This is a genomic window from Brasilonema octagenarum UFV-OR1, assembly GCF_963888615.1.
Classification (GTDB): domain Bacteria; phylum Cyanobacteriota; class Cyanobacteriia; order Cyanobacteriales; family Nostocaceae; genus Brasilonema; species Brasilonema sennae.
On sequence record NZ_CAWPKW010000225.1, the window covers coordinates 12627 to 31623 of the forward strand.

14 protein-coding genes are annotated in these 18997 nt (G+C 42.1%); 6 read left to right on the plus strand and 8 right to left on the minus strand.

The features are described 5' to 3' along the window. Positions 1-39 precede the first annotated feature (39 nt). On the minus strand, positions 40-705 hold the full coding sequence (locus AC5590_RS18015; protein WP_211178419.1) for a PEP-CTERM sorting domain-containing protein: 666 nt from the start codon (positions 703-705) through the stop codon (positions 40-42). A 276-nt stretch (positions 706-981) separates the two neighbouring features. Here AC5590_RS18015 and AC5590_RS18020 point away from each other — a divergent pair, with 276 nt between their 5' ends. The 5 genes from AC5590_RS18020 to AC5590_RS18040 all read left to right on the plus strand — a co-directional run bounded on the left by AC5590_RS18020 (position 982) and on the right by AC5590_RS18040 (position 6845). Then, positions 982-1959 carry a cation diffusion facilitator family transporter gene (locus AC5590_RS18020; protein ID WP_169264887.1) on the plus strand — a complete coding sequence of 326 codons (978 nt, stop codon included), beginning with the start codon at positions 982-984 and terminating at the stop codon, positions 1957-1959. Positions 1960-2107: 148 nt separating this feature from the next. Further along, a complete protein-coding gene (locus tag AC5590_RS18025; RefSeq protein ID WP_169264888.1) occupies positions 2108-3313 on the plus strand; it encodes an argininosuccinate synthase in 1206 nt (401 codons plus the stop codon). Between the two features lie 226 nt (positions 3314-3539). Beyond that, entirely contained in the window at positions 3540-5177 is a 1638-nt protein-coding gene (locus AC5590_RS18030; RefSeq protein WP_169264889.1) for a dolichyl-phosphate-mannose--protein mannosyltransferase, read from the plus strand. Between the two features lie 208 nt (positions 5178-5385). Beyond that, a complete protein-coding gene (locus tag AC5590_RS18035) occupies positions 5386-5715 on the plus strand; it encodes a (2Fe-2S) ferredoxin domain-containing protein (protein ID WP_169264890.1) in 330 nt (109 codons plus the stop codon). A gap of 71 nt (positions 5716-5786) precedes the next feature. After that, on the plus strand, positions 5787-6845 hold the full coding sequence (locus AC5590_RS18040; protein ID WP_169264891.1) for a DUF5331 domain-containing protein: 1059 nt from the start codon (positions 5787-5789) through the stop codon (positions 6843-6845). A gap of 27 nt (positions 6846-6872) precedes the next feature. On the opposite strand, the gene ygfZ is transcribed toward AC5590_RS18040, so the two are convergent. The 4 genes from ygfZ to AC5590_RS18060 all read right to left on the minus strand — a co-directional run bounded on the left by ygfZ (position 6873) and on the right by AC5590_RS18060 (position 13245). Further along, positions 6873-7868, minus strand: a complete 996-nt coding sequence (ygfZ, locus tag AC5590_RS18045) for a CAF17-like 4Fe-4S cluster assembly/insertion protein YgfZ (protein ID WP_169264892.1) — start codon at positions 7866-7868, stop codon at positions 6873-6875. 70 nt (positions 7869-7938) lie between these two features. Next, positions 7939-11871 carry a caspase, EACC1-associated type gene (locus tag AC5590_RS18050; protein ID WP_169264893.1) on the minus strand — a complete coding sequence of 1311 codons (3933 nt, stop codon included), beginning with the start codon at positions 11869-11871 and terminating at the stop codon, positions 7939-7941. A gap of 6 nt (positions 11872-11877) precedes the next feature. After that, a complete protein-coding gene (locus AC5590_RS18055) occupies positions 11878-12255 on the minus strand; it encodes a hypothetical protein (protein ID WP_169264894.1) in 378 nt (125 codons plus the stop codon). A gap of 504 nt (positions 12256-12759) precedes the next feature. Further along, positions 12760-13245: a hypothetical protein gene (locus AC5590_RS18060; protein ID WP_169264895.1), complete on the minus strand. Its 486-nt coding sequence runs from the start codon at positions 13243-13245 to the stop codon at positions 12760-12762. A 164-nt stretch (positions 13246-13409) separates the two neighbouring features. Here AC5590_RS18060 and AC5590_RS18065 point away from each other — a divergent pair, with 164 nt between their 5' ends. After that, on the plus strand, positions 13410-15422 hold the full coding sequence (locus tag AC5590_RS18065) for a serine/threonine protein kinase (protein ID WP_169264896.1): 2013 nt from the start codon (positions 13410-13412) through the stop codon (positions 15420-15422). Positions 15423-15989: 567 nt separating this feature from the next. On the opposite strand, the gene AC5590_RS18070 is transcribed toward AC5590_RS18065, so the two are convergent. The 3 genes from AC5590_RS18070 to AC5590_RS18080 form a co-directional block, all read right to left on the minus strand. After that, positions 15990-16553, minus strand: a complete 564-nt coding sequence (locus AC5590_RS18070; RefSeq protein ID WP_169264897.1) for a hypothetical protein — start codon at positions 16551-16553, stop codon at positions 15990-15992. An 880-nt stretch (positions 16554-17433) separates the two neighbouring features. After that, positions 17434-18084, minus strand: coding sequence for a heterocyst differentiation related protein (locus AC5590_RS18075; protein ID WP_169264898.1), 651 nt, complete (start codon positions 18082-18084; stop codon positions 17434-17436). Positions 18085-18674: 590 nt separating this feature from the next. Beyond that, complete coding sequence (locus AC5590_RS18080; RefSeq protein WP_169264899.1) at positions 18675-18983, minus strand: DUF3007 family protein; 309 nt, start codon at positions 18981-18983, stop codon at positions 18675-18677. Positions 18984-18997 lie beyond the last annotated feature (14 nt).

Below are 18997 nucleotides of genomic sequence, written 5' to 3' on the forward strand. Positions count from 1 at the left end.
GTTTCAATGAATTTTATGGTGCTACAACTTGGAGCTTTTTTAGTTGAAAGTCTTTTTACGATGGTGTTTGCGCAACAAAAAACCTGCTCCAAGTACACCCAAGCCGATTAGTGCTGGAGTGGCTGTTGGTTCTGGAACCGCCCGAGGAGTCCGCAAGGAGAATTTCAGGATAGCGTTACCAATAGAAGGAACCCCTGGGGGAGCAAGTGCGTCCTCCTCAGTAAAATCTATTTTGCCTGTAGCGTTTTGGAATATGCCCGTTCCATTGGTAATAGTTATAGTACCACTACCTTTAATTGTGCCTGCGATCGGGTTAATTTCAGCGCTGTCATTCGCTAGTCCAAATAACTTATTGGCACCATCACCGTAGTATATGTCGCCAAGTGTTTTGCCTTCTATGCCAAATACGGTTGGATCTGAATTGAATCTGGTAAATGTGTTGGCTCCACGAGACTCAGATTGTCCATAAGTATTGCTAATAAATTTAGTCAATCCGTAAGGAGCATCAGCATTTTCCCCTGTGATGGTTGCCCTGAGAATGTTCTGTTCTGGTAGGAACGGGTTAATCTCGACTGATGTCTTATAGTTAGTAGTAAATTCATAGGTATTATAGGTAGCCTGTGCGCTCGCCCTTTGCACATTTAACCCGAAACCACTGAAAGCTAAAGCTACTGGTATAAACCATTTGATGTGTGAACGGAGCATAATTTACCGTATATTCTATGTTAATAGGACACTGAGTATAAACAAATAATTTGTCTTAATTCATAGTACGTAATAATTAGGAAAGTCGTAATAAATTTGTTATAAAGCAGTCGTAAAGTCATTGTGAAATTGAGTTAAACAAAAAATGTGCTATTTAATACACCACAGGAAACGTACTGCAATACAAAACGTCAGTTGTTTAATCATGCCCACGGTAAGCTAATTTGTGGATATTATTAATGCTAAAAATCTCATTTACATGGAGTTATTTGGGTCATGCTTTTAGAGCAAGATTGCAACTGTAGGTGTTTAGATAATTCGGTCAAAACAAATCAAAACAGTCGAAAAACTCAGCTTTTATCAATCACTGTTTGTTTACTTGCTGGGTTTTTTGTTGCTGAGTGGAGTGTCGGTTTGTGGAGTGGAAGTTTATCTCTACGGGCAGATGCAGAACATATTCTTTGTGACATAGCGGCTTTGGGAATATCGCTGTTTGCCAGTTGGTTAGTACAGCAACCTGCAGCTGCGAGGGCAACATTTGGACATCGCCGTATTGAAATTATGGCGGCTTTGGTAAATGGGTTAAGTTTGCTTGTGATTGCTATTTTCATTTGTTGGGAAGCAATTCACCGCTTTCAAAGTCCACAAGAAATTTCAGGCTTGCCCATGTTAGCGGTAGCCATGTTAGGTTTAATCATCAATTTGCTCAATATAACTTTGCTGCATCCCCACTCTCACGATGATCTCAATCTACGGGGTGCTGTGCTTCATATTATCGCTGATACTGCGAGTTCTGTGGGTGTGATGGTTGCTGCTATTGTGATTCACTTCTGGAATTGGTTATGGGCAGATACAGCTATTAGCTTAGTAGTTGCAGGCTTTATGATCTTAAGTGCTTTGCCACTTGTCCAAGAAAGTCTCTCAATTCTTTTGGAGTATGCACCAAAATCTATTAACCCTGCGGATGTAGAAGTTTTTCTGAAATCTTTTCCTGATGTTTTGCAGGTGGAAAAACTCTATATTTGGAGAATAAGCAGAGAACAGATCATGCTTTGTGCTCATCTGAGTGTGGATTGTGCGACGGTTGAACAACGCGATCGCCTACTTGGGCAACTACAAACTCATCTAGAGCAAACTTTTGGCATCAATCAGATAACTTTACAACTCACTCACCCCAAGTCTTTAGCAGTAATGCCAATTCATCCTTTGTTCAAGCAAGATTTAATTTCAATGCTATCCGTAGAAAAGAAATAATGACAATAAATGATTTGGATCACATCACAGATTGATCTAAATTATTGAAAATATAGACACATTATGATAATGTCATTTAGTTGAAAAATAAACGTAAATAGGTTAGATAGTAATGACTCATTGTTGAGTTTTGCTATTGGAGAGACAAATGGGTCGCGCGAAAAAAGTTGTTTTGGCTTATTCTGGTGGTGTAGATACCTCTGTGTGCATTCCTTACCTCAAGCATGAATGGGGTGTGGAAGAAGTGATCACCTTAGCAGCAGATTTAGGACAGGGGGATGAATTAGAACCTGTCAGAGAAAAAGCCCTGAAATCGGGTGCCAGTGAATCGCTGGTGGTGGATGTTAAAGAAGACTTTGTGAAAGACTACGCTTTTCGCGCAATTCAAGCAAACGCTCTTTATGAAAATCGCTATCCTTTAAGTACTGCCCTTGCTCGTCCGTTGATTACCAAAGCATTAGTCGAAGCGGCAGAAAAATATGGTGCTGATGCGATCGCCCACGGATGCACTGGTAAGGGAAATGACCAAGTACGTTTTGATGTCTCAGCTGCCGCGCTTAACCCCAATCTCAAAATTCTTGCCCCAGCGCGAGAATGGGGAATGAGTCGCGAGGAAACTATCGCCTACGGGGAACGGTATGGCATTCCCTCGCCAGTGAAGAAAAAGTCTCCCTACAGCATTGATCGTAACTTGCTCGGTCGGAGTATTGAAGCAGGTCCTCTGGAAGACCCGAATGTGGAACCACCAGAAGAAATTTATTTGATGACGAAGGCGATCGCCGACACTCCCGACAAACCAGAGTATGTTGAAATTGGATTTTCCAGAGGAGTTCCTACCACTCTGAATGGCGAATTCATCAACCCAGTTGATTTGATTCAACAACTCAACCAGGTAGTTGGGAATCACGGTGTTGGACGCATCGACATGGTAGAAAACCGCTTGGTAGGTATCAAATCGCGGGAAATTTATGAAACTCCCGCTTTGCTCGTGTTAATTCAGGCACACCGTGATTTAGAAAGCCTGACTTTGACAGCAGATATTAGCCACTATAAGCGTGGAATTGAGGAGACTTACAGCCAATTAATTTACAACGGTCTGTGGTACAGTCCCTTAAAAGGTGCACTCGATGCCTTTATTCAAAAGACACAAGAGCAAGTGTCTGGAACTGTGCGGGTGAAACTATTCAAAGGCAACGCTACCATAGTTGGGCGTATTTCAGAAAATTCCCTCTACACCCCTGACTTGGCAACCTACGGTGCTGAAGATACATTTGACCATAAGGCAGCAGAAGGTTTTATTTACGTTTGGGGATTACCAACACGCATTTGGTCACAGCAGCAAAACGCTAAATAAATTAGGCTTTGTAGGGGCTGTATGCCCATTAAACCTGTAAAAATCTGGGCGAGAGTTGAACTCTCGCCCAGATTTTTCTAGATTTGACCGAACCCCCAAAGTGGAGTGCAAGTTGCGTGCAAGTCAGGAGTTGATTTATCTGTGTTAACCTGTGTTCATCTGTGGTTCCAAATATTGGAATATCACTTTTGCAAAAGGTTGACTATTGACTAAGAACTAGTGACCAATGAATAAAAAGTGGTTTCGGATTGGCATCGTGGGTGTATTCTTGCTGTCACTCGCCTTGCGATTTTGGGGATTGGGAAGATTTAACACCTTTGTCTTTGACGAAGTTTATTACGCTAAATTTGGTAATAATTACCTTACCCATACACCATTTTTTGATGGTCATCCACCACTAGGTAAGTATATGATTGCACTGGGGATTTGGATTGGTAGCCATATTCCCTTCTGGCAAGATGAGGTGAATGGGTTTACTGGTTCAGTCATGTCACCCGTGACTTACCGTTGGATGAATGCCTTTTCTGGTTCATTTATCCCTATAATAGTCGCTGCCATTGCCTATCAGATAAGTTATCGTCGTGGTTTTGCTTTAGTTGCTGGTTTGTTCACAGCTTGCGACGGCATATTTCTTGTAGAATCTCGCTATGCTCTGATCAACCAGTATATTGTGATCTTTGGATTGCTGGGACAGTGGTTTTTCTTATTGGCATTAGCAAAACAAAGACAACAACGCAGTTTTTGGTTAATACTTTCTGGCATAGCTTTTGGTGCATCAGCCGCTACCAAATGGAATGGTTTGTGGTTTTTGCTAGGGACTTACCTCATCTGGATATTAGCTTGGGGAATTCGTTGGTGGCAATCTTCTAGCTTTCTTGACAACGATACTAACCCTCAAATCCAAAAGGCATTTGTTTCTCATCCTCCCGACATAATCAGTGGAAGAAAACGTAATAAAAGATTTTCTTCTTTATCTTCCTTCGCTTCCTTAAGTGAGTATAAGTCTGGCTTATCTGGAAAAAAAAGATATAGAATTTTTCCTGGCAATATTAGCTTGCAATCTTCCAATAATAATGGGCAGGTCAATCTAACCCCATTGCAGAAATTAACTCAACTTAATTTAATTCACATTGTTATTTATTTCGGTTTACTCCCTTTAATAGTTTACAGTTTGATTTGGATACCTCATTTACTCTTAAATACAAAATTTGGATTTCTAGAACTACACCAGCAAATTTTGCTGTTTCATGAACGTCTTGGTGGTAATACTCCTAAGGTCCATCCTTACTGTGCTGCTTGGTATAAATGGCCCTTGATCACTCGACCAATGGCGTATTTTTACCAAACAGCACAAAACCTTAAGGAACCACCACCTGTTATGGGACCTCCTTTGCCTGCAGGTGCTGGGAAAATTATTTATGATGTCCATGCAATGGGCAATCCGTTTTTGTGGTGGTTTGGCGTTGCGGCGCTTTTATTTTTAGTTGGAATGTTGGTGTGGCGATTCCTCATTCCTTTGGTCAGGCAAAAACGCTTTTCTCCTCCAAGGAAACTGAGTGTTGATACTTGGATTGCCTTATACATAGTGACCAATTATATTGCTAATTTACTGCCTTGGGTGGGAGTAAATCGCTGCGTTTTTATCTACCATTACATGACGGCTGTAGTGTTCGCATTTTTAGCGATCGCTTGGCTTGTTGATCAGTGCTTACGTAGTTATCATATTCCACTCCGCGCTGTTGGTGTGACGATTACCTTTATTATTGTGAGTGCTTTTGTTTTTTGGATGCCTATTTATTTAGGTTTACCTCTTTCAAATTTTGAATATAGACCAATGCGGATGTGGTTTAATTCTTGGATTTAGAATTATAGGAATCCTATATGAGTTCTGAGAATTATCGTCTTGGCGGTTCGTTAAATTAGGTATTCTTCTGGCGGTAAGAGAGTAAGATCACTCCCCAAAAAGTGGACGCGATAGTGCGGAATTCAACCCGCGATCGCTAGTGTTGACCACATCTTCTTGATGCCTACTTGTATCAACATTAAAGTGAAAGGGTATAAGGAGGTAACAAATGGAAAATATATCTTACTCATCTGACTCTTCAGTAGCGTCACCTGTTTTTCCTAAGTGTGTACGTGTTTGCCAAAATCGCACTTGTCGCAAGCAAGGTGCAGCCAAGGTGTTAGCGGCTTTTGAAGCATCACCAACTCCTGAAGTGACTGTCACTGGTAGTACCTGTTTGGGACAATGCGGTAATGGACCAATGGTGTTAGTGCTACCTGAGATGGTTTGGTACAGTGGTGTTCACCCAAGTGAAGTACCTCTACTGGTAGAACAGCACTTACGCAGTGGTCAAAGAGTGACAAAGATGCTCTATCATCGGTTTCATCCGCAGGGATAATGTTGATTTTTAACAATTTATAGCGATTATAGAGATCTGTACTTTTTTTGACCGAACCAGGACATCTCATTATGAATATTCAGCAGCTACGCCAGTCTTTGAAACTTAAGTGGGTAAGTTACTACTACAAGAATCGTTCGTGGCTGGAAAAAATGCGAGTTTGGGGAACTTACGATGCTCAACGTCGCCCTTCCTCTGGTTTTATTTTGGCAGCTTTGTCTGCTTTAGAACCACAGCTTGAAGAAGTTTTACCCTTGATTTGCGAACTCAACAACGATCCTGATCAGATTGTTGTTGCTTTGGGTCTTAACTTTAATCCTGAGGAGGAATTACACCTTATAGAATCGGCTGATTCTGTAAGTGAAAGCGAGGTTAACTGTGAGTCTGTTCTCCAGAAGTTGCCTGAGTATGAGCTTGTGAGTCCCAGTGTAGTTGCCACAGCAAAAGAAGACAACAGCAAATTTGTACCATCTGTTGCAGTGAGTACCGCAGTTCCTTTTCAAACACTCAATGAGTGTAAATATTTGACTTTTGCTGGAATTGCTAATGAGGAGAAAAGTCAAAGTTATACCAACTTGCAATCTGAGGTAGCACCTGTGATTGCAAGCAGAACGAAGTCGCGGGAAGCAATCTCTCTCGACGAGGCACTACAACAGAGCGCAAAGTGGTATCAACCAGTACAATCTGTTGAAGTTGCTAGCACTCAGAAGGAAAGCAACTCTACGGCTTTGATGACAGTTGCTAGCACTCAGGTGGAAAGCAAAAGCCAGTTTATACCTTTGGTTGCATTTTCAAAAACCGAAATTGAAAGCAAAAGTCAATCCGTGCCATCTGTTAGCCGTGCTACACGCAAAAAAAGTAAAAGCAAACCCAAATCATTGCCTGCTGTTGCTTCTGATGGGCCAAGTAAAAGCAAACCTGTATCATCGACTGCTGTCATTCCAAGGAAAGTGGAAAGCAAAGCTGTTTCATCTCTTCCCCTCGCTAACAAGGTGGAAAGCAAAAGTAGGCTTGTGACAACTCCACACAAAAATCCTGGTCATCAAGTTAACCCACCACCTGCTAAGATTACTCGTTTGGCTAATTGGATAGATGACTCTTGCCAAGGTATCGGATGGGATAGAGAATAAACACGTTTTGTTCCATGAAATGACTCATCAAAACTGTGGGTAGTCGTGAGAAACGAACGGGATTTCTACGACTTCGCCCTCAACGTCTCCTACATGGACTTTCAAACCTGCACCACCAGCCTTGGTGCGGATGTAGCCAAGCCCAAAGTCACCATCAAGGGTTTTGGTGTAACTCGTCAGTTTGCCAACTTTTTCATCCCCAATGGTAATCACACTTCCTGGTTCAGCACAACCACTTAATTTAATACCATAAAGGTGCTGTTTAACACCTTTATAGGTGTTGAGTCGGGCGATGGTTTCTTGTCCGATATAACATCCCTTATTAAAGGAAATAGTCTGCCATAAACCCGCTTCCAAGGGATTATATTCCTCGGTGAGTTCCTGCTCTGGGGCGGGACGTCCTTGTAATATTCGTAACTTATCCCAAGTAGAATCGCTGATTGGAACTGCGCCAGCTTCCAGAATTTTGCTCCAAACTTCTTGTTTACTTGAAGCTGGCAAAATCAGAGTATAGCCAGGGGAAGCCAAACCACTACCAACGCCTATCAAACCTCCATTAACTGAAGGGATGGAAATGTGATTACCATAAGCTTGACCGATAATTGCTGCAGCCCCCAGCTTTTCTACAACAGCATCACTTTGTGGTCCAATAAGGCTAATGGTGGCAGTTTCGTCAGTGACATCCGTGAGTTGTACCTTGTCAGCAAAGAAGATGTAGCGATCTAGCCATTGCATGAGAAACTCGCGACGGTTTGGCGAAACCAGCAACAACACGGCATCTTCCAGGATGTATGCTGTTGCCAAGTCAAGAGTCCGGGCGGTAGAATTCACAAAAACCGTATCACAGCCTTGTCCTGGCTTGAGGGTTTGGATATCGTTTGTACTTTGGTTGTGCAAGAAGCGGAGGCGATCGCCATCAGAAACTTTGATCCGTCCCCAAAAAGAGCGATCAATACACAAAACTCCCTCTTGTGCTGCTTGGATTGCTGCTGCGTCGTTGGTGTCAATGGCAGATGTAGACATAGTTATATCTTCACAGTTTGCCGCAATGGTTGTGAGCATTGAAAATCTTAGCAAATAAGGGTTTGCAGGTTCAATGGCTATGCTCTTGAATTGCTTGCTGAATCTGTTGAATTAGAGGTTCTAGTTGCTGTCGCTGTTCCTTTTCTGGACGAGTGATAGGCACCAGGGCAAGTCCTTGTTGCAGGTACTCTCTAGCTGAATCAAATCTACCAGCTTTAACTTCTAATTCGGCTAAACTAACACAGGCAGGAAGATTAATTTTTTGTTGCACAGAGTTCTGAAAACACTTATGGGCTTCGTAGCTGTTTTCCATAGTATCCCGTTGGAAACAGCCAAATTCATACCATAAATGACCATTTTTCTCTCTGTCAAACTCAATTGCTTTTAGAAAGTGATTGATGGCTAGAGGGTAAAACTTTTGTCCTTTCACTTGATAGCACTGAGCCATGTACAAGTGAGCAAGGGGATGTTTAGGGTTTTCAGCCAGAATCGGCTTGAGATAGTTAATGGCTTTGTACCATTCTGATGGCTGACGCAGGACTAGGAGACGGGCATAGCTTAAAGATGCAAATTGAATAGCTTTCTGCATATGATTACCATGCTTTATCATGTGCCTCTTTGCTGAATCGATAACTCTTCGATAAATAGCTTCCGCTGTATCTAAGTCACCATAATCTCGAAAAAAGTTAGCAGCATAGACATAATTTTGCCACTTAGATACGTGCAGTCGAGACTGTCTAAAGAAATCAGCCAATTGATAGCAAGTTTCATAATCCAAATAATCTCGGAAGTAGCCAAAAATAAGAAAGATGATACTTATAGTGTCTGGATACTGCTGCAAGGCAAGATTGATAGCTTCTTGAATGAGACTTGGCTGGGCATGGTGATAAAGGACAGGCAGAAATGCAGACCATAGACTTTCCTCTACTATTTTTTGCTGACTTAACCACTGCCACTGTTGATTAATGATAGGTTCAACGTCTATGATTTCCTTTCCTGCCTTTCCAACAAAACTTAGGTATTGGGTGCGAACATCACCAGCTTGTGGATGTAGTTGCAGCCAAGTGGCAGTTTCAAGAATCGCCTGTTGCTGCTGTTCGGGTTTGCCACACTGCCCAATCAGCCCCAGGTATTGGGTGCGAACATTGGAATCCTCAGGATGCAGTTGCAGCCAAGTGGCGGTGTCAGCGATCGCCTGTTGCTTTTGTTCGGGTTTGCCACACTGCCCAATCAGCGCTAGGTATTTAGTGCGAACATTGGAATCCTCTGGATGTACTTGCAGCCAAGTGGCGGTGTCAGCGATCGCCTGTTGCTGTTGTTCGGGTTTGCCACACTGCCCAATCAGCCCCAGGTAGTGTCTGCGAACATAGGAATCCTCTGGATATTGTTGTAGCCAAGTGGCAGTGTCAGCGATCGCCTGTTGTTTGTCTTGTGCTGTTCCATATCTCTCAATCAACCCCAGATATTTGGTGCGAACATCCCAATCATCTGGATGCTGTTGTAGCCAAGTGGTAGTTTGAGCGATCGCCTGTTGTTTGTCTTGTGCTGTTCCATATCTCTCAATCAACTCCAGATATTTGGTGCGAACATGCCAATCATCTGGATGCTGTTGTAGCCAAGTGGTAGTTTGAGCGATCGCTTCTTGTTTGTGTTGTGCTGTTCCACATTTGTCAATCAGCGCTAGGTATTTGACGCGAACATCCCTATCATCTGGATGCAGTTGCAGCCAAGTGGCAGTGTTGGTGATCGCCTTTTGTTTGTCTTGTGCTGTTCCACATTTTTCAATCAACTTTAGATATTTGTTACGAACATCCCTATCATCTGGATGCTGTTTTAGCCAAGTAGCGGTGTCAGCGATCGCCTCTTTCTTCTGTTCTTCATTTCCAAACTTTTCTATCACTGACAGCCAATATACCCACTCACTGAAACTTTGTGGAGTAGTTGATATAGTCTGTTCTAGACAGCAATCGCGCTCAGCAAGTAAACCCACTGCTTCAAATATCTTTGCAAAAAGCGATAAATGAAAAACCCTACTCCCTTGCTGTAAAGATTGGATCTGGTCTGGGTAGTCCTTCAAAATCTGATGGACAAGACTTGCTTGATCATTAACAGCCAATAATCTTAGCCCATGACAAGCCCAGCGTTTGTGGGTTTTATTCGTTGTGTCTATAGCCTGAATTGCAGCTCTTAAATATTCTTTTAAGCAGGTGGAAGAATAAGGTTGATTTTCACCTTTGTTGCGTCGGTTTCTCTCAGTCATTGCTGTTTTAGCAATCAATTCGTGAATCGTTGCTAGTCCTTCAAATCCACCTTTAGATACCAGGTTGACCAATCCCTTTAATTCTGCGTCTATGGCAAATTCAACAACATTCTGAACTGCTTTTTTAGAATATTCTGGCAAACACAAGGGCAAGATTTCGGGGGGTGCGGTGATGCCGTATTGATAGAAGCTGCAAATGACTCCGAAAACTTCATATACTGGATAGCGTTCCTCGCTGGGCAAGCGTTTTATGACATCGGCAATGATTAAGTCAAAGGGTTTACCTTCAGATAGCTGCAACATTAATACCAGCATGGAAGCATCATTCATGAGTTCTTCCCGCTCTTTCTTTGTCTTGCTGTCTAATGTGCGTTTAACTGTTTCGTCTTCGCATACTTTAGCTATAATTCGCTTTTTTTCTTCTTGGTTTGGTAGTTTGACATCCCAAGTTTTAATTTCATATCCCAAACCATCTAAGTTTTCATGCTTATCTTCGTTGAAGCGAGTAGTTCCTATCAGCGTAAAGGGAAAATGTGATTTATCTTCGTCTAGTTCACACTGGCGAAATAAGTCATCGGCTATTACATAAAAGTGTTTCTTGCCAATCTTCTCTGAAAACTCCTCTAATTGTTCCCGCCAGTCTGGGTCTTCGGACTGAGTTTTCTCTAAAATCAGATGCCCTTGAAGAAATAATTGATAAACTAACCAGCGCATTATCGCCGTTTTGCCAGCACCTGGTTCACCCCGAATGAGCATTAGGGAAATGCCAGGAAATTGTGCCATTTTTTTAGCAAGATTTAGCGCCTCATCTTGCCCATCTCGTTCAATATAGTTTCCGTGGATTATTAATGACCAAGTTGCTACCCGTAGTTTGAGAATTTGTGCTTCTGGGGTTTTATTTTCATTGTCAAAGAATTTCTGATCCAACACCTTAAAACCGGAAGGAACATACTGTCGCGTCTCTCTCCACGGATCTTTGATGGCGTGTGGATTTTTAGCAATGATAATTTGTCCTTCTTTACCCAATTCCCATTGCTGTGGTGTCTGCTCTGGCTTTTCTTTTCCTATACGTTGATAGACATATTGATATAAATCAACACTGGAAATGAAACCATCTCCATCTATGTCAGCTTCTCCGGTTTTTAGTCCCTGTACCAAGGCGCGGGTGAAGTAAGAAAGCCGCAAGCCTTCTTCATCAGCTTCTTTTTCCTCATAAGATCGCTGCGCTGCTCTAGAAGAAGTCAATACCACTCTCCCGCGCCCTTGAAGAAATTTATCTTCTATAGCAGTACTTTGAGATCCCTTTACTCCTGGCTGTGCAAATGATCCACTGTGGCAGCAGTCTAGCAGTAATACTTGCCCTGATGCCTTTTTTTCTTTGATACTACGGCTCATGATCCCAATAATAAATTGAGATGAAACCGCAGTGGATGCCAAGCGGTTACGTTTGGTGTTGCGAGTTACTAAATAGAGGTTATCATCATCGTCCCTAAACCCATGACCAGAAAAATAGAGGAGCAGTAAATCGCTCTTTTGTTCGTCACCAAAGAAGTCGTCAATTTCTTGTTCTACTTCATGGCGAGATTTGTTTAGTAAAACTTCAACCTCGAAATTACCAATAGCTGGATCTGCTAAAACTTCTGCCAAAGCTTTAGCGTCTTGAGGTGGCGCATACAGTGCTTGCCAGTGAGTGTCTTCAAATTCGTTATTAGCAATGATTAGGGCACGGCGTTTCCCAGTCATTAGCAATTATGGTTTTGTGTGACTGCTAATCCAAGCATCGATTATGCGACGTTGTTCTTTAGAGGAAATGCCCGTCATTTGTAACTTGTCGCCATTTTTCTCCTCTATGGTTACACTTGTGTCACGGGTTAGCCAGGTTTCTATCGTCTTGATTAAAGTTGTAACTACACCGCCTGCTGCAAAAAGCGTCACAATGAGTGTCGTTGTTATGGGTTCACCCTTTGCACCTTTTGATACTTTTTCCTCACTGAGGAAATCGACGGATTCTACATCTAGTTCTAAAAGTCTTTTTCGTAATTGCCGAGTTAATTGCTCCAGTTCTTCGTTATCAGCTTCTGTCCCAGCATCAATATTGAGTTTTAGTTGTATTTTTTCTTCTGTCATGCCATTAATCCAGAAATGACTCGTTGAATATGTGTGTTTAATGCAAAGCCTGATAAGCTATCGCCAAGTTTGTGCAAAATGTCAACCAGTAAAATAACTATATATAAATTATACATAAACTTTTTTGGGATGACCATTTGAGTGCGATCGCGCGCAGCGCAGACGCCTAAAAGCGTATCGCTCTACTTCCCCTCATAATCCGTGCAAGGGGCTTTATTCGGGTAGCTCACATCTTGCACCAAGAATTTTTGATGTGTTTTTATGAGTCAATATTAAACGGAAAACCTTGATTTAGCGATAAAAACCAATAAAAATTAGGTAGCGAATTCGCACATCTTTTTACATTGCCTGGGTTTGTACTTAGAGGTGCAAGATATCAGGTAGCGCCAGAATTCCATTCTGAGCCGCTTTTTTTGTAAATTCAGATCTTGGAAACCTGAGGACATTTTTTACCGTCTTTTGTCTCAGATGGCAAAGAAAGTCCTCAGAACTGTTTTAGCAAAGTTACTCAGGTAAATTTGCAAACACCTGTTCAACTAATTCCTGCGCTTTAGTATCCAAGTTTTGCCAGTCTACATCATCGTTTTCGTCGATTAAATCAGTATCAATGTCAACTGTCTCATCCCCGGAAATGTAGTTGCGAAAACAGACTCGGTAACACAATTCCCATAAATCGATACTGATTTGTTGCTCTTGACGGTGTAGATACAAATGATATCCTGGATGGGGAATTGGCAAACGGGAGAGTGTTTCTCTGATTTCCAAAGCCTGCTCCGGTGTCGCGGCTTCTAGCTCTTGCAGGAGGTTGGTTACTATTGCTTTCGTCTCATCAGTAGTGCCAGTAGGCCAAATCAGGACATCTTGATAAGTTCCCGTCCAAGAAGATACATCAAGCAGCTTGCGAATATGATCGACAACGCGAATGAAAGCAGGTTGCATGAGCAGTTCCGCCTGATCCCATGCTGCTGAGTTGTTAATTTTAGGTGGCATTGGAATTGACTAGGGTTATTGAAACAAAAATTAACAATTGTGTATTTATTAAAAAACTGTGTTTTACATTTAAATCTTTTCTCAAGATAGCGGATTTCATTGAGAAATTATTGGAGATATTTATTACCCTCTCTAAAATTGGGTGTTATCGCTGGGGAGTGAATATGATAGGCAAGCTACTAGACCATCGTTACCGACTGAATAAAGTCCTGGCTACAGGAGGATTTGGTGAAACTTACATCGCCCAAGATACAAAACGACCAGGCAATCCGGTTTGCGTTGTCAAACACCTTAAGCCTGCCAATTCTGAAGCGAAAATGTTTGACACCGCCAAGCGTCTGTTCCAAGGTGAAGCTGAAACCTTAGAACACTTGGGCAATCATGACCAAATTCCTCGGCTTTTGGCTTATTTTGACGAACATCAAGAATTTTATTTAGTACAAGAATTTATTGAAGGGCATCCTCTGGGTGACGAATTAGTTCCCAATCAGCGGTGGAGTGAAAGCCAAGTTATTGAATTGCTGATGGAAGTTTTGGACATCCTGAAATTTGTCCACGGACAAGGCGTGATTCATCGCGATATCAAGCCAGATAATATCATCCGTCGCGCTTCCAATAAAAGACTCGTTCTCGTGGATTTTGGAGCTGTCAAACAATTACGAGGATCTGGTGGATATGGTGGGCGATCGCAAATGTTTACAGTTCATCACTCTGCGACTGTAGCCATTGGGACTCCTGGCTATATGCCCACGGAACAGGGTCAAGGCAAACCCCGTCCCAACAGTGATATGTACGCTCTAGGCATTATCGCTATTCAGGCGTTAACGGGAATAGCGCCAGTAGATTTTCAGGAAGATCCTAACACTGGGGAAATCCTCTGGCAGCATTTAGTTTCCATAAGCGATGGTTTGGAAGCCGTGTTAACCAAAATGGTGCATTATCATTTCAAAGATCGCTTCCAAAGTGCATCAGAAGCACTACAAGCATTACAGCCACTTTCCTTCACCAGCTACACACCCAGCGAATATACAAATACAACTTCTAACCATCAACCAAGTAAGTCCTCATCTGCCTTATCTCCACTGTCTCGACAAAAAACGATCGCCGTTGCCCCGGCAAATCCTGTTCTCCAACTAGCACCACCAACTCCCAAATCTCCCTCCAAAGGTTCTAGTGGACCAGATCTATTACAGTTTGTGATTATAGGAATTTTGGTTGCTGGTGCTGCTGCTGTCAGCCCTGGTGTATTTAAAAATGTTCAAAGTTTTGCTTCTACTTTTGCTATTAATAATGACACGCTCTCAGCCGAAAACTGTTTAGCTGTTGTTCAGGAAAATTCTAATATCCGTTCTGAGCCTACTTCTATTAATGATGATTCTATTATCAAAACTGTTAAGAAAGATGCCAAGTTTGAGGTAACAAGCAGACGAACAAAACGCGGTTGGGTAGAGATTAAACTTGACTCTACACAAACAGGTTGGGCAAACTCAGAAATTATCAAAAACAACGAACAATGGGTTTCTTGCCTACGAGACAAGGGAACTGCAATCAAAACAGTTGATGATAATGACCTAATTGTCGCTCACCCTGCACCCAAGCCAAAAGCAGAACCTCTAGTTAATGCACCAACGTCATCATCACCTGAGTCAGAACAATCACAAACATCAAAAAGTTTATCAGCAGATAAATCAACGCCTGCCACTGTACAAGGCGGTTCCACCAAGGTAGTGGAAGAAGCAAAACAGAAGTACGAATCAGGAGATTTACAAGGTGCGATCGCCCTGTTAAAAACAATGACTGCAAATCCTACTGCTGTCAAACAGACAACAGAAATGATATCCCAATGGCAGCAAGATTGGTCTAAAGCGGAATCTTTATTCAAAGACCTTGACACAGCCCTTGGTGATGGACAATGGGATAAGGTATTAGCTTATAAAGACCATCCAGAAAAACTACCCAATATTCAATACTGGCGAAACAAAGTAGAGCCATTAGTTCAACAAGCTGCTGCCAATTTAGCAAAACAACAGTTTCCTCAACTAGGCAATCCTACCAACCTATACAAAGCCAAACTAGAACCTCAAAATTCCAGTGAGGATTATGAACTTAACATGATGAATGATTTCGATAACATCGAAACTCCAGAACCACAGGAAACTCCCCAAAATCATCAGTAATCAAATTTATCAATAAACTTTTTTGTTATTGATAGTTTTTGGTTAGCAGTTAGTAGTTAGTTATTAGCAAAAAACTAATAACTAACTACTAACATTTATTTCACAATTAGCAATTAACACTCAATCTATTTGTAGATGCATTGCAGGTTTTGACACTCTCCGAACTAAGCAAACTTCGCGCTTAGCTTGTTCACTTAAAAAGTTCAGAGATTCTTGAAGGGTTCAAGTTTGAACTTTCAATGGTGCTGGCAAAAACACCCTACACACTCAAACTAACTGCCGCTAAGCGCTAGCATTGTGCTTACTTTCGTTTTCACTTTCAGAGTCCACAAAATAAAAAATATAACTACTCCCCAACCTGCCATTACTTGCCCTTTAAGTATTCGCGCGTTGGTCGATATCTCGGTTGCCGGGATTTCTCCGTACTAGGTTGCTTCGTCGTAGACGTGGTTATTCTTACTCGCATCAAAGAGCATTCTATCACGGCAGTTAAAACTGCCGTTCGCTTCTACTCAGGTCTTAAGACACTGAGCTTGTCAGCTTCTCGGAACCGGTTTTTCTGTCAAGCTATTTTTTCGTTGGTGTGGGAGCTATTGGTGCGGGAGGAATTGGCCGCTCTAGACCTGCGTTGAAGAAGTAAACTCGGTCACAGTATTGGCTTGGACTACTACAAACAGCTTCTATGGCAACGTTGCTGGCATTATTAACATCAAGCGTTAATGAAGCTTGCTGTGTAGGACCAACAGCACGTGTTTGTACTGGGTTCCCATCTAAATAAACCCTAACGTCAACACTTGGACTTCTGGTATCATTGTCACGCATTCCAAAACCCAAATTCAAAGTTTGAAACCCAGGTTTAGTGCTTTTTTCTGGCCTAATGTTACAAGTTATTGAGGCAGAGCGGTTGCCAGGTCCGAGGTAAAACCTGCTAGTATAAACTGCTCTCCCTATAGAAACATCAAGATCCTGCTTATTAACGCTGCCAAGTCCACCATTAACGCATTTAGTATTCAGCAGAGAGACAGGACGTGGGACTCGTTGTGCTTGAGCAATTTTTCCTCCAAAGGATAATAAAGAGGACAATAGTAAGGCACCAGTGAGCACCGAACTGATAAGCTGAGTTGTTTGCATTGGGATTTAAGAATCTAGTTTTCAGGCAAAAGACGAAAACAAAATAAAATAATAATAGCTAATTAAGCGTACAAAGACGGGATGAAATATGACGAGGCAGCGCCGCTTGGAAGTTCCTGGGCGTAAAGTGCACGCTTCGTGGTAAAATTCGTCGCTATGGTTTGCCTGCTATGACTGAGTTGGGTGAAGTGCCTGTTGTCCCAATGAATACAGCTACAGCGCGTTCAGATATGCCACATATAAAGATTTATAACCCATCTTCCGCCCCCTCAACTGTCTGTTAGAAGTTTTTACTGTTTTAAAGATGCAAAGATGCTATCTAAAATACTGAACGTACTGAAAAAGTGTATTTCAAACAACATTTTCCCCAGCATCAAGGCATAATTACAGCAGCAATTCAGGAGTCAGGAGGAGACAGTGGGGTGGTGAGGCAGTCCGGTCTTCGGGGTTTTCCCCATGAGAGACTGGTGTTCATAAGTAAAAAGGGCTGATAAGTCTGCCTTTTAGACCTCAGTATTGTCCTTCATCTACTTGCAATGTGCTGTAATTACTCTACAAACGTATTTCTAAGTAATTATGCTGTGTAATAGTTCAAGGTGCGGAATCTGGATTATACAACTGTATTTTGTATTAATACGACTGAACTATGCTCGATAGTAAAAATTAAGACGCCGTGTTCCTAGAATTCAGCGCCCTTATTGCCTTCTAGATCCATAGCATTCTCTCAGGCGCTTGTAACCTTGATAACTCCAAAACAAGAACGCTATGGTGAAAATAGTTTTTAGTCTGAGTAGCACAAATTGGTAGACTAATCTAACAGCCTATGATTAATCAGTATAGGGGTTTATGACTCAGCGTTAACTCTTAACCACTGAAACTTTTAATACATATCATCGTATTCTTGTGCTTCAACTCGTCTTTCGGTACGAGGAGGGAGGAACTCCGCGCGACGTACAGGAGCAAGCGGTGGAGTAGGACCGTTATAGGGATGAATAACTTGTACGGTACGACTGGGACGCTCTTTTGGTGAAAATAAAGCCAAGACACCAGCGACCACAATACCGCCACCTATCGTCAGAGTTATGCCTCCTACTGCCCAAACAGCAGGAGAAGACCACCAGCGATTTTCAGCAGACTGGTGCTGTTGTAACTGGGCTGCATTTTGTTGTTGGTTTTGCTGATTTAATTGGACTTGGTAGTTATAAACTTGTTGGATTTGGGACTGGAGTTGTTGAACTTGGGTTTTGAGACCATTGTTTTCATTCTTGAGTCCTTCATTTTCCATCTTCAGTCGTTCCGCCTGTACGCGCATTTCTTCGTTGTTTGGATTGACTGGCGCTGGATTAGGATATGGCTGCCCAGGATAATTTGCAGTTGGCGGTATCATTGCTGAAGGTGCTACCACAGCTGGTTGTAGTTGTGAGCCAACTGTGTAGTTAGGTAAAGAGCTTCCTCCTGCACCTTTTAGCAACACGAGAGCCGCTAGCCCAGCGACGGCGACTCCGCCGATAAATGCCATGCTCTCACTCATCGCCTTTTCCTCTAGACTGGCACGAAACTACAATGATTAATATCTGACACTCTCTCACACTCATAATAAAACTTTTACCCTACTGCTTACATCATACATACCCAAATTATCGGTCATGGAATAGAATCGTTTTTTACCATCTGACCACTCGATATCTGCTTTATATATTCAAGACGATATCGATGAAATTGTCTACCAAGGAAAGTAACAAAACCCCCTTGTTAAACTTTTTTAATCTACTTCACTTAACTTAACCAGGCTTAACTTATTAAGCATATATCAAGTTGTTGTGATCGCTGCTTTTAGACAAATTATTTTGTCCGCTTGGGGATTTGCTGATCAAGTCCGCTCATCTACTGACAGGATCATTTATGCCATAAATAACATGACTACAATAACAGTAGGTTTGATTGAATGCAAAAAACTTAGGAGCAACTTGAACCCACCCCAGCCAATGCTTAAGTCTGGCGACTTGAAAGGGGGCTGCGCTCAACATTGTCTATTTAAAACGATGATACACCAACGCTCGATAGTTATGACTAGGAGCTACTACGCCGGTAGTAGCTCCTAGTCAAGGACAAAGAACAAATTTACACCTGGGATTGTTCTTGTTCTATTTCGGCTTGAATTTTTGCGAGTTCTTCGGGAGTAAGTTCTTCCAAGCGCTTTTGCAAATAGGCTTCTTCGTATTGTTCCCGTTGTTTGTGGTAGGTCATTTTTTTTCCCACCGCACGGAAAGCATAGGTAAACAACCAGCCAATCAAACCAATAAATAATAAGACTTGGCTCCAAATACCAGCTTTCGAGCTATCTATGCCTACCAAGTTCAGTAAGACATACGCCAAGCCGCCTACAACAAAAATGCCAAAGCCAATTCCGATAGCGTCAATGCGTCGCATGAGAGTTATGACCT

Bases quoted from the DNA above. Each gene is read 5' to 3' on its own strand.
- AC5590_RS18015 (WP_211178419.1), bottom strand. From the start codon at position 705: ATGCTCCGTTCACACATCAAATGGTTTATACCAGTAGCTTTAGCTTTC.
- AC5590_RS18020 (WP_169264887.1), top strand. From the start codon at position 982: ATGCTTTTAGAGCAAGATTGCAACTGTAGGTGTTTAGATAATTCGGTC.
- AC5590_RS18025 (WP_169264888.1), top strand. From the start codon at position 2,108: ATGGGTCGCGCGAAAAAAGTTGTTTTGGCTTATTCTGGTGGTGTAGAT.
- AC5590_RS18030 (WP_169264889.1), top strand. From the start codon at position 3,540: ATGAATAAAAAGTGGTTTCGGATTGGCATCGTGGGTGTATTCTTGCTG.
- AC5590_RS18035 (WP_169264890.1), top strand. From the start codon at position 5,386: ATGGAAAATATATCTTACTCATCTGACTCTTCAGTAGCGTCACCTGTT.
- AC5590_RS18040 (WP_169264891.1), top strand. From the start codon at position 5,787: ATGAATATTCAGCAGCTACGCCAGTCTTTGAAACTTAAGTGGGTAAGT.
- ygfZ (WP_169264892.1), bottom strand. From the start codon at position 7,868: ATGTCTACATCTGCCATTGACACCAACGACGCAGCAGCAATCCAAGCA.
- AC5590_RS18050 (WP_169264893.1), bottom strand. From the start codon at position 11,871: ATGACTGGGAAACGCCGTGCCCTAATCATTGCTAATAACGAATTTGAA.
- AC5590_RS18055 (WP_169264894.1), bottom strand. From the start codon at position 12,255: ATGACAGAAGAAAAAATACAACTAAAACTCAATATTGATGCTGGGACA.
- AC5590_RS18060 (WP_169264895.1), bottom strand. From the start codon at position 13,245: ATGCCACCTAAAATTAACAACTCAGCAGCATGGGATCAGGCGGAACTG.
- AC5590_RS18065 (WP_169264896.1), top strand. From the start codon at position 13,410: ATGATAGGCAAGCTACTAGACCATCGTTACCGACTGAATAAAGTCCTG.
- AC5590_RS18070 (WP_169264897.1), bottom strand. From the start codon at position 16,553: ATGCAAACAACTCAGCTTATCAGTTCGGTGCTCACTGGTGCCTTACTA.
- AC5590_RS18075 (WP_169264898.1), bottom strand. From the start codon at position 18,084: ATGAGTGAGAGCATGGCATTTATCGGCGGAGTCGCCGTCGCTGGGCTA.
- AC5590_RS18080 (WP_169264899.1), bottom strand. From the start codon at position 18,983: ATGCGACGCATTGACGCTATCGGAATTGGCTTTGGCATTTTTGTTGTA.